At 62.7% G+C, this 11,753-nt stretch carries 6 protein-coding genes; 2 read left to right on the forward strand and 4 right to left on the reverse strand.

The annotated features are described in order from the left end of the window. Positions 1-107 precede the first annotated feature (107 nt). A complete protein-coding gene (locus KA184_11570) occupies positions 108-1,778 on the reverse strand; it encodes an acyl-CoA dehydrogenase family protein (GenBank protein MBP8130207.1) in 1,671 nt (556 codons plus the stop codon). Between the two features lie 266 nt (positions 1,779-2,044). Here KA184_11570 and KA184_11575 point away from each other — a divergent pair, with 266 nt between their 5' ends. Together KA184_11575 and KA184_11580 are read left to right on the forward strand one after the other, a co-directional pair. Beyond that, positions 2,045-3,331, forward strand: a complete 1,287-nt coding sequence (locus tag KA184_11575; protein MBP8130208.1) for a Gfo/Idh/MocA family oxidoreductase — start codon at positions 2,045-2,047, stop codon at positions 3,329-3,331. A gap of 36 nt (positions 3,332-3,367) precedes the next feature. Then, on the forward strand, positions 3,368-5,683 hold the full coding sequence (locus KA184_11580) for a HEAT repeat domain-containing protein (protein ID MBP8130209.1): 2,316 nt from the start codon (positions 3,368-3,370) through the stop codon (positions 5,681-5,683). Positions 5,684-5,743: 60 nt separating this feature from the next. On the opposite strand, the gene KA184_11585 is transcribed toward KA184_11580, so the two are convergent. From KA184_11585 to KA184_11595, 3 genes are all read right to left on the reverse strand, one after another. Continuing rightward, entirely contained in the window at positions 5,744-7,870 is a 2,127-nt protein-coding gene (locus tag KA184_11585) for a hypothetical protein (protein ID MBP8130210.1), read from the reverse strand. A 67-nt stretch (positions 7,871-7,937) separates the two neighbouring features. Continuing rightward, positions 7,938-10,103, reverse strand: a complete 2,166-nt coding sequence (locus tag KA184_11590; GenBank protein ID MBP8130211.1) for a PAS domain-containing protein — start codon at positions 10,101-10,103, stop codon at positions 7,938-7,940. A gap of 1,088 nt (positions 10,104-11,191) precedes the next feature. Then, positions 11,192-11,611: an ATP-binding protein gene (locus tag KA184_11595; GenBank protein ID MBP8130212.1), complete on the reverse strand. Its 420-nt coding sequence runs from the start codon at positions 11,609-11,611 to the stop codon at positions 11,192-11,194. Positions 11,612-11,753 lie beyond the last annotated feature (142 nt).

The following is an 11,753-nucleotide window of genomic DNA, read 5'->3' on the forward strand; positions in this document are numbered from 1 at the left end:
CCCGCTAGTGTTTGCCTTTGCCCCAGTGTATCGGCCTATCCATCCATCCCCAGGTTTTCCTCCGAATTCCATGATTCTTCGGTTCCAAGTGGGGACATGCGCCCGGGTCATTCCGCCTTCGGCCGCACTCGGTCGATGATGTCGCGGAAAGCGGTGTTTTTGGGCAGCGTGCCGTACTCGTTGCCGTGGTCGCCCGCGATGCGTGAGGCGATGAAGGCGTCCGCGACGTAATCGGGCGCAAAGCGCATGAGGAGCGAAGCCTGCAGTGCGAGCGCTAATTTCTCCATGATCCGGCGGGCGCGGGGCTCGGCGCCGTCCAAGTCTTCAAATTCGCCGGCCAGCTTGTCCAGAAACGCGTCGAGACGCTTGTCTCCGCCGCGCGCATGATCCAGTTCCGCCAGGAACGCGGGCAGCGTGGCGGGGTCCTTGTGCAGGGCGCGCAGCATATCGAGGCTGATCACGTTGCCGGAACCTTCCCAGATAGCGCAGACGGGCGCTTCCCGGTACAGTCGGGGCATATTGCATTCCTCGACATACCCGCTGCCGCCGAGGCATTCCATGCACTCGAAAACGAAGTGGGGCGCCCGCTTGCTGATCCAGTACTTGCCGACCGCCGTGACCATGCGCGTGAAATGGCGTGTCTCGGGGTCTTCGCGGAGGTCGTCGTAAGCTTGTGCCATGCGCATCATGAGCGTGGTCGCGGCTTCCGATTCGAGGGCGAGGTCCGCGAGCACGTTCTGCATGAGCGGCTGGTCGAGCAGGGTATTGCCGAAAGCCGCGCGATGCGCGCAGTTGTGAATCGCCTGCGTCAGCGCCTGCCGCATTACCGACGCCATACCGATGGCGCAATCGAGCCGGGTGTGATTGACCATTTCGATGATGGTAGGCACGCCGCGGCCCTCGTCGCCGACCATGCGCGCCCAGGTGTCGAGCAGTTCGACTTCGCCCGTCGCGTTCGAGCGGTTGCCGACCTTGTCCTTGAGCCGCAACATGAAGAACCGGTTTTTCGTGCCGTCCGGCAGAAACTTCGGAACGAAAAAGCAGGTGAGTCCGTTTTCCGTGTGAGCCGTAGCGAGAAACGCATCCGCCATGATGCCGGAGACGAACCATTTATGACCCGTGAGCAGGTATTCTTGTCCGGGACCTTCCGCACCGATGGGCACGGCGCGCGTGTCGTTGGCGCGTACGTCCGACCCGCCCTGTTTTTCCGTCATGGCCATGCCGATCATGCTGCCCGTTTTCTGAGACGCGGGGATAACGCGCTGGTCGTATTTGGTCGAAGTCACGCGGGGGACCCACTCGTCCGCAATCTCCGGTTGCAGGCGCAGCGCGGGCACGGACGCAAAACTCATGGTGATCGGACAGCCGACACCCGCCTCGACCTGAGAAAGGAGGTAGTGCGTGGCGGCGCGCGCGACATGTGCGCCGGCACGCGGATGGTTCCAGGGCAGCGCGTGCATTTCAGCCTTGATGCTGGCGCGCATCAGTTCATGATACGCCGGGTGGAACTCGACCTCGTCGCGGCGGTTGCCGAAACGGTCGTGGGTCTGCAGCACGGGCGAGAACCTGTTGGCGAGGTCGCCCAATTGGAGGAATTCCGCGCGGCCGATGTGTTGGCCGAAGGCGCGCAGCCGGTCTTCCATCCAGTCTGCGCCGTGCCGCTGTATCGCCTCGCGGAGAGGTTGGTCTTCGAGATATAAATTGTAGTTTTCCAGCGGTTTCGGCTGGTTTTTTACTTCATGTGTCTGGTGGAGATGCTGGCGTTCTTCAATCAACATGGGTGGTCTCCCGTATGCCTCACGCTGTGCTGGCAACAAGGTGCCGCATATCTTATTATACGACACGCTACTGTGTATGGGAGTGGTTGTCAAGGCGCTCACCGGGCACAGTCTGGGGCCGTAGCATCATCGGTTCTTGTCCCGCATGGGAACGGCCGGCCGGCGGCAGGGCGCCTGTACCTCAGTGAACGTCAGACAGCCCTGCGACCGCAGAACGGAAGACGGGAGATTATCTTATGGAATCACCGACCAAGCCATCCAACGGCATGGGCCGCCGCGGATTTCTGAGGCGGGGAGGCACGGCCCTTGCGGCTGCCGTATTCCCCTCGATTATTCCAGCAACGGCGTTGGGGCGCGAGGGCATACTCGCGCCTGGCGACCGGATTAACCTGGGTTTCATCGGCATGGGCAAGATGGCCAAGGGGCATCTGGGCAGTTTTCTGGGCGACGGTCGCGTACAGGTATTGGCCATCGCGGATGTCGAGCGCCACCGTCGCGAGCGGGCGGCCGGCCGCGTGAACCAGTACTATGCCGAGCGCGCCGGAGCGGGAGGCTATCAGGGTTGCATGCAGTACGGCGATTTCCGGGAACTTTGTGCGCGCGAGGACTTGGACGCGGTCGTGATCGCGACGCCGGACCATTGGCATGCGCTGACCGCGATTGAAGCCGCCAGGAACGGCAAAGACATCTACCTCGAAAAACCGATGACGAAGACCATCGGCGAGGGGAAGGCGCTGGTCCGTGCGGTTAAGCACTACGGGCGCATCCTCCAGGTCGGTAGCCAGCAGCGTTCCGACAGTACCTTCCGCTTTGCGTGCGAACTGGTGCGCAACGGCCGCATCGGCAAGGTACATACGGTTCATGTCAACGTGGGCGGCCCGCCCGAAGACGACTATCTGCCGCCGGAGCCGGCGCCCGAAGGCCTGGACTGGAACTTCTGGCTGGGTCCGGCGCCGTGGCGGCCCTATAATTCGACCTTCGCGCCGCCGGAGAGCTTTGACGGCTGGCCGAACTGGCGGGGCTACCGCGACTTCGCGGGCGGCGGCATGTGCGATTTTGGCGCGCATCACTACGACATCGCGCAGTGGGGGCTGGGCATGGACCATACGGGTCCGGTCGAGGTGCAGTATCCGGATGGGGGCGGCAACATCGCATACGTATATGCCAACGGCATCGTGATGCATCACGGCGGCGGGTGCGAGGGCGCCGCGGTCGAATGGATTGGCGATCAGGGACGGGTGTCGGTCAATCGTGGCCAGTTCCTCAAGACGGACCCGCCGGGTCTTGCGCATGAGACCATCGGCCCGAACGAAATCCACCTGTACGCCAGCGACAACCACAAGGACAACTGGCTGGAAGCCGTCCTGACACGCCGAGAGCCGATTTGCACGGTCGACATCGGGCATCACACGGCGAACATCTGCAACATGGGCAATATCGCATATTGGCTCAAGCGCTCGCTCAAGTGGGACCCGGAAAACGAGGTGTTCCCCGGCGACCCGGAGGCCAACCGGCTCATTGGCCGGCCTATGCGCAGCCCGTGGCAGGCGTGAACGATGGGACACGGGAAAGCACGGGGAGAATACGCGATGAAACGTGTGTGGGTGTTATCCTTGACGGCCGTTTGCGTAGTTGCCGCCGCACTTGCCCAGGAACCGGTACTCACCCTCGACCAGGCGATGCAGGCTGCCCGCAAGTATGAACTTGGCCAGGATGCAGCCCCGCTGCGGTTCCTGACGGAGCTGGTGGCGAAGACGTACGGGGACGCGGCGGCCCGGGGCGAATTGGCGGACCGGTTCGCGGCGTTGCTGAGCGGCGATACGACCTTCGACGGGAAGCTTTTTGCGTGCAGGCAACTCTACATCATCGGCACTGTAGAGCAGCTTTCCGCGATCGCGCCGCTGCTGCTCGATGAAAGGCTGAGCGACGCGGCGCGTTATGCGCTCGAGGCCATGCCGGGCGATGCGGTTGACCAGGCGTTGCTCGATGCCATGGGAAGGGCCGGCGGCAAAGTCAAGGTCGGGATCATCAATTCGTTGCGCGCCCGGCGCTGCGCTTCCGCAACGCCCCCGCTGGCCGGATGCCTGCGCGATAGCGACGTCGAGGTCGCGAAAGCGGCCGCGCTTGCGCTCGGCGCTATCGGTACCACGGACGCTGCGCGGGAACTGATGCTGGTCATGATTGAGGAGGTTCCCGGCCTGCACCGGACCATTGTAGACGCGTACCTTGAGGCTGCGTGGGCGGAACTGGCTGCAGGGCACATCGATTCCGCGCGCGAGATGTTCCGGGCGGTCCACCATGCGCCGGAAGCCAAAGCGCAACTGATGGCGGCCGCGACGGGCTGGCTCGAGGCGGACCCGCGGTCGGCGGCGCGCCTGATGGTTATCATGCTGACGGAGGCGGATTTCGAATGGGTGCTCCAGGCGGTGCAGCACGCGCGCACGATTCCGGGCGAACAGGCCACACAGTTTTTCGTTGACATCCTCGAGAATGAGCCGCTGCCGCCTGAGAACGGGGCTCTGCTCATCAAGGCGCTGGGGGAGCGCGGCGACCGTCTCGCGCTGCCGGCGGTGACCAGGGCGCTTGAGAGCGAGCACGAGGCCATGCGCGCCGCCGCGATCGAATGCTTGGGCGCTCTCGGCGACGCGACGTCCGTACCCCTGCTCGCCCGCGCCGCCGCGGCGGCCAAGGGCGACGAGCAACGCGTGGCGCGCCAGAGCCTGTACCGGCTTTCCGGCGACGCCATCGACCGCGCGATTCTGGACGCGTTGGGAAAGACGGACGGACCGGGGCGCGTGGAATTGATCGGGGCCGCGGGCGAACGCAAAACGCCAGGCGCGCTGGACCTGTTGATAACGCAAGTGGATGACGCCGACGCGACGGTCCAGGAGGCGGCAGGCAAGGCGCTGGCCAGTGTGGCCGCGTTTGATGATTTGCCGAAGATCGTGGACGTATTGCTGTCGTGTCCCGAGCAGGCGCGCGGAACGCTCGCGCGAACAATGGTTCAGGTCGCGCGCAAGGCCGGGAGATTGGAAGGCGCCGCAGCGCCCGTGCTGGAAGCACTGCAAAGAACCGAGCATTCCCCGCTCGTCTGCCTGCTATTGCAGGCGCTCGGCGAAATTGGCGACCCAATGAGTCTTGACACGCTGCGTGCCGCCGTCAATGACCCCGACGAGACAATCGCCTATGCCGCGGTCTGCGCGATCAGCGACTGGCCCGATGCGTCCCCGCTCCGTGACGCGCTGTCCATCGCCGAGAACGCTGAGGAGGAGAGGTTCCGGTCGCGGGCGCTGGACGGGTTCGTGCGTATGCTTGCATTGCCCAGTGACCGCGCCGAAGCGGAGACGGTGGCGCTGTACGAGCAGGCCTTGAAACTGGCAACAGGCACCGGCACAAAACGGCATGTCCTGTCGGGCCTGTCTGAATTGGCGGACGCGAAAGCGCTGGAAATCGCCGAGCGGTATGTGACCGACGAGGATGTGGCAACGGAGGCGGCGGTGGCCGCGGAACGTATACGCAGCAATTTCTATCAGGCCGTCGCCTCGTTAAACACGGAAACCGCGCGTCAGGCGATGGACAAGAATGTGGATACCCGCTGGACTTCCGGTCGGCCGCAGTCTGGCGATGAATGGTTTTTAATCGACATGACCCGCTCGACGGAAGTCGCGGGGATCGTGCTGGATACGTCGCGTTCGACGAGAGACTATCCTCGCGGCTATGAGGTGTACGCGTACGTCGACGAAGACAACCCCGGCGCCCCCGTGGCCAAGGGCGAAGGCAGCGGCCCTGTGCTCGAAATCCGATTTGCGCCCGTGCAGGCCCGTTTCCTCAAGATTGTACAGACCGGCCGCGTCGATGACGGCTGGTGGTGGTCCATTGACGAACTGCGCGTGATCGTCAAGTAAGTCCCGTCCGGCGGCTCACCCTTTCCGCGGAAGCGTGGCGCACCAGTTCGGATCGGGGCTCTATTCCGTTTCCTCGATGAAGCCGTGGTAGAGGCCCATGTAGTAGGGCAGCAGGAACACGGTTCCAGAGGCCAATTCCTGGCCCCCGCCGGTGTAGTCGAGTTGCCAGGGGTCGGTGTTCCAGTGATTGAAATGGCGGTTTTCGACCGGCAGCACCTTTCCGTTCACGCGATAGCCGCGGTTGCGGTATACGGGCATAGTTGGCTCGGACGCCTGCTGACGCGGCAGGAGAACGAGGTCAAGCCGGTGACTGTTCTCATGCGCCCAGTCGCAGCGGTCGAGCGGGAAGCCCCGGAGCGTGGCGATGGCATCATCGAGCCAGCCGCGCCAGGGTGTGACGCTGTGGGCGCCATAGGGATCGGAGACTTTGGCGTTCAAGCCCTGGGCGGCGTAGGCGAAGTTGAAGAAAGGGTTCATCTCGGGCTGTTCGAGCGTCCAATACATGTAGAACGAATAGAGCGCCTGCTCGCGCAGTTGTGCGTCCTTCGAGTACTGGAGAAGGTGGTAATAGCTCATGAACGCCATCTCGTCGTCGGACTGATTTCCGGAACCGATGCCGAACTGGAGCTTGGGAAACATGAGGTTTTGCGCGTAGGCGTGCTCGTCGATGAGTTCCCGCGCGGCATCAGCAAACTTGGAATCGCCGGTGACGTGCTCCGCCACGGCGAGATAAGACAGGATGCTGAGGGAATTCAACCCGCGTTCCGGAAACCACAGCGGGTCATGATTAACGGAAGGGGGGCCGAAGACGGCCCAGCGCGTGGGCGCGCCGTCGTGGTCCACCAGATAGAATCCGTGGTCGACCAGATGCGTCGCCAAGTCGTTTACGACTTCGCGCACGCGCTCTTTTTCTTCTTCGGTGTCTGCGACGAGGTCGTAGTAAAGCCCGTAGAAGAAGAAATGGCCGTCCAATTCATCCGAACTGGTGTCGGTCTTGAAATACCACTGCCCGTCCGCGCTCTTGGGCCAGCGCGGTTCATACACTTTCCAAAGCACGTCTTCCTCTTCCCGTTGCCGGATGTCCCCCTCGATGCGGCCCGTATTGGGGTCGGGCTCCTCGACGGAGCGGATGGTCCGCGCGATATAACCGCGGGGCGGGCTGTGTTCCGCGCCTTGGGTTACCTTCTGCAGGAAGCGCAAGGCCTCAAACGCACGCCTGGCGCGGTCTTTCGCCGCGGGATCGCCCGTTGCCGCATAGGCAAAGCATTCCCCGGCCCCGTACATGCTGGTCCATAGTCCGTCATTGTCGCTGTCGCTGTACGTGATGCGGGTCTTGTCTCCTGGCTTCTGCAGGCGCACTTCAGAAACGTATCCGAAGGGCGTGCGGCGGATCAGGTCCATTTCAGCTTCATAGTAAGCGGCCTTCTCGGCCAGCGTCATCATGCGGTGTTCGATCCGGCCCACGCCGCCCGCAGTGGCGAACCAGACGTTCCCTTGCGCGTCCACCACAATGTCGCGGACGTCATCATCCGGCAGCCATCGATACCCTTGCCGGTAGGCCCATTCCTTGCCATCGAAGCGAATGGTGCCCTTTCTTGTGCCGAACCACATGACGCCGTTGGGAGCGGCAACGACACATGTGAAATCGTTGTAGGGGAGTCCTTCCTGGCCTGTATAGAATTCCCAGCCGGCGTTCATCCGGCATCCCACGCCGGCCAGCGTGGCAAACCAGAGGCGGCCCTCGCAGTCGTAGGCCACGCCTCGCACGTCAGACGCCGCCCAGAGCCGTCCCATACCGTCGTTGATGGTCATGGGCGTCCGCACCCCTGCCTCGGTTTCAACAAACAAGCCCTCGGGCGCGGCATAGGCCGCAGGTTTGCCCGGATACGTGGCGGGACGGGGCTGCAGCGCGGGCGGCACGACAGGCTGCGAGGCCGGCACCCATGCTTTGCCGTCAAAAATGACCGTCTTTCCCTGCGCGAGGGCATGAACCGTTCCTTGCGTATCGAGCCAGACAGCGGAGACATCGTTGGAGGGCAATCCGTCCGCCATCGTATAACGATGCGCAATTTCCTGCGGAAACCGCCCGATTCGGCAGGGTATGGAATCCGCTTCGGCGGCAAAGGCGGACAGAATCGCCCAAAGGAACCAGAACTTCGTAGTGCCGAGGAGTCTTGACGCTGACAACTGCCAATCCTTTCGCTTGACCCGGGCCTGACGCCGCGGCATCGGTTACATACATTGCGTCGTGGCGCTACGCCCCGTCTTGCCCAAGCGTGTTTTCGCGCAGACATAGGAGCACGCACACCGCTTCGCCGTCTTCCAGCACAGGAAAGTACGTGGCCTCGAATTCGTAACTGCCACCGGGGAACTGGGCCGCGAACTCACTGCGCTGCGGGCGGCACACCTGCACGACGGTGGCAAAAACTTCCTGTTGCTCCGGCGCGCGCCAAGTCTTGAGCAAGTCATGCAGGCCTCTGCCCGCGGTGTCGCGCAAGTCGGTTTCGAGACGGTCTTCCAGTTCCGGCGACACGGTAAGCCACAGTACCCGGCCGCCGGGGTCGAGCGCCAGAAACATGAATTCGTCGCGCGCGCCGAGGAAGCGAAGCATGTGACCGAGTCCGGCAAGACGCGCGGTTTCATCCACGGGCTCGATGATCCCTGCCATGCCCGTGCATACTCCCTCCGGATTCCGCATCGGTGCAGCCACTATGCGGACTTCCCGCATGGCGCCGTCTTTGCAGCGGTGGGTGGTTATGCGTTGTACCTGCGTGATGTTTTCAGAGACGCATCCCAGCAGGTGTTCCAGGTCGGCCTGACCTGTCTCGTCTCCGCCCAGGAAGGCGAAAGAACGTCCAACAAGTTGCTCGGGGGTATAGCCATAAATGCGCTGGGCGGCGCGGCTCACATGCGTAATGCAGCCGACCGCGTCGACAGCCCAGAGGGCAACCGGCGCGTGAGCCCAGGGACCGGCGTTTTCCGCCGGGGACTCAGGAAGCACCGTGCTTGTCTCTGGCGCCGGAGGCCGTGCGTAGAACTGGGAAAGCGCTTGCGTGAAGGTGATTGCCTGATTCTCTTCGTCAACACTCCATATGCGCGGTCCGTTCGTATGCTCGTATATCACGACAGCGGCGATATTCGCCCCAATGCGCACGGGACAGGCGATCAGGGCGGTGGCCGTGGGCGCGCCGCCCAGCGCGGCGGCCAGACGCCGGGACCACCTTTCTTCATTCACGTCCGCAACGGCCACCGCCGGGTCCAATTCCATGGCGTCAAACCATTCGGGATACTCCGCGCGCGATAGCAGCATGCCCGAAGCATGCGCCTGCGAAGCGGTCTCGTATCGGTCCATGCAGATGAGCACGCCGTCGCTGTCCAACGTCCACAGGCCGGCGCGCGCGGTATCGAGACTGGCCGCGGCGGCCTCCATGAACTTCGCGGCGGCATTTCGGGGGCCGCCATCGCGGCATTCCTGGGAACGGACCAGACTGCGGAGTGCTTCGCGCTGGTCGTGCGCGCGTTTGGCCAGGAGGATTCGGGCGGCTTCCTGTTCGCGCAACGTGGCGCGCACTTCTTCCAAGCGGGTACGTGAATCCCGGACCTCTTTTCTGGCGGAGAACAGGGCTTGAAGTTGTGCGTCCGGTATGGGTGCGGTATCCGGGGAGACAACGTTGTGTTGGGGTAAGGGCTGGACAGACTCCCGCAGCCAGCCTTGCGTTGCCTCGAGCAACGCGCGCATTTCCGTGACGCGGGATTTCAACTGGGGCTGGTACGCGGCCTCGGACGCACCGTGCCTTCGCGCCTGCTCCAACAGGCCCAGGATTGGCCTGCGCAGGATGGCGGCAAGCACCAGGGAGAGCGCAAGTGCGGCCACCACGCCCCACAGCCCCACTAGCAGCAGGTTATCCCGAGCCTGGTGGACGCCGAAGAGCAGGTCGTCCACGGGCGCCGCAGCGGCCAGAATCAAGGGTGGATTTTCGCGCGAGACGACTCTGCGGATAGCAAACCACCATGCATTCTGATTAATCCGGAGCATGAAGGGGCGTGACTCACGGTCCTTGCTCGAGTTCCAGCGCGCGAGTGCTTCGGCCAGACCCGGCTGTCCGGCAGGCGAGAGTGTCAACGGCGCGGCGGGGGCATCAGGCCGGTTCGCGTCATAACGCGCCCCGGTCAACCCGAGCGGTTGACCCGACTCCGTGAACAGGGCCACATAGCCGCCCGGTGTCGGGTACAGGCCGACAAAGCCGTCTGCAATCAGGTCGAGACGCAAATCGAATTTCAGTACCGTTTCGCCTGGACCGGGACCGACCGCGAAGGCCGCGGACATGACGGGGACTGGAACGTCTGGGGTGGAAACGGGGGCACCCCAATAGATGTCCGGCATTTCCGTCTGGTTGAGGTCGTTCCGAAGACGGCACAAGGAAAGTGCCTCCCGATACCAGTCTTCCGCTTCCGGAGAGGAAAAGGGAACCGCCTGTGGTTCTCCGCTGAGCGGTCTTCCCTGCGGGTCCCAGCGGCGGACCATGAACTGGGTACCCTGTTCTCCGGCCTGCTGTATCGACGAGGACCAACCGTTATTTTCACGGCGCAGGCTGAAAGCACCTCCTTGCCTGTAAACGGTCGCGCCACAGACCATGGGCGCCGGGTCAAGAAGGGGCCGGAACACATCTGGCGACAAGAGGCTGAAGCCGGTGTTCTCTTGAGACAAGACGGACCAGTCCCGGGCTATTCGAATACTTTGCTTCGCCGGTTGCAGGCGTCGCTCCAGTTCGGCCTCGGCTTGCGATAGAGCTGCCTGGAATACCGCGGATGCAGCTTCTTCGGCTGCGACGTAATGATGGACGTACAGGACAACCGCGGCTGCCCCGGTCACGAGTATCACGAGGACGGCGGAAGCGAGGAACAGGAGGGGGCGAAGTCCCAGTGTGCGGCGAGGGCGCGCCCGGTCAAGGTTTTCATCTGATGAATTCATGGGAAGAGGACCTTGCGTGCCTTCCTGTTGCGCTGACATTCCGTGCCGGCGACCGGACTGCCACACCTGCCCACACGAACTGCCCGAAGTATCCCGCGCAGGGCGCGCCCAATTCAAGGCCTTGGCGCAGAGTCCCTGGTCGATTGTGCCACGGTCCCGTTATGCACCTGCCGTGCCGCGCCCGCCAAAACGTGAGTTCGTCCGGACTGCGATTATGTGCCTTGGCTTGAGGGAGAATGTGCGGTCAGGCGCGGAAACGTTTAATGGACGAATATCGAAATGCGGCGCAAGCGTTCCGGGAACAAGAACTCGTATTGATTCCGCAAAAAAATAAGGCGCCGTGGCGGGTTGCCAAGCTGCCACCACGACCTAGACCGGCGGGCTTGTCACCGGTCAGAACTGCTTCTCGTGGCACATCTCAAGGTCCACGACACGGCGCCCCTAGGGGGGATTGGGGACTGTATCAGGCCTGTGGATTTCTGCCGTCTGGATACCGGGCCACAGGCGGCCCCGGTTTCACCGGCTTCGTATATCTATTATACTCCATCCATCGAGCGAACGTAAGCGGTTATTTTGTTGCCTTCCTGGTTGAACTCCAACCGTTCCGAGAAAGCGTTTATCAACTTGTATCCACGCTCCTTAATGTGCGTCAGCACGTCAGGCAGCGTCAGGTCAAGCTCGCGGTAGTCGAACCCATCGCCTTCATCTTCCACCGTAATCCGGAACATCCTGTCTGAATGCTTCTCAACATCGATATAAACGCGCTGGTACGGGTCCCGCCGGTTCCCATGAACTACTGCATTCGTCAGCAATTCTCGCAACACTATCATCGCTCCCGGCGATGTCGTCCCATGTGCGGCGAAAAAGTCGTCGGCTTTGCGCAGCACCTCCCGCGCCGTACTGAACCTCGATGGTATCACGACCGATATCGCATTCGGCTTTCGCTCGAACTGCATCGTCGAGACCGCCACGAGATACTACCTTTCAGTCCGCCGACACCTTCATTATCGCACACAAGTTCCTAATAAGCAAGAGGTGTGCCGTGTTTTTCCTCATCGGGCAAGTAATTGTACGTCAGCGACTTATGCGTGAGCGGGC

The sequence above is a fragment of the Candidatus Hydrogenedentota bacterium genome (assembly GCA_018005585.1).
Classification (GTDB): domain Bacteria; phylum Hydrogenedentota; class Hydrogenedentia; order Hydrogenedentales; family JAGMZX01; genus JAGMZX01.

Bases quoted from the DNA above. Each gene is read 5' to 3' on its own strand.
- KA184_11570 (MBP8130207.1), bottom strand. From the start codon at position 1,778: ATGTTGATTGAAGAACGCCAGCATCTCCACCAGACACATGAAGTAAAA.
- KA184_11575 (MBP8130208.1), top strand. From the start codon at position 2,045: ATGGGCCGCCGCGGATTTCTGAGGCGGGGAGGCACGGCCCTTGCGGCT.
- KA184_11580 (MBP8130209.1), top strand. From the start codon at position 3,368: ATGAAACGTGTGTGGGTGTTATCCTTGACGGCCGTTTGCGTAGTTGCC.
- KA184_11595 (MBP8130212.1), bottom strand. From the start codon at position 11,611: ATGCAGTTCGAGCGAAAGCCGAATGCGATATCGGTCGTGATACCATCG.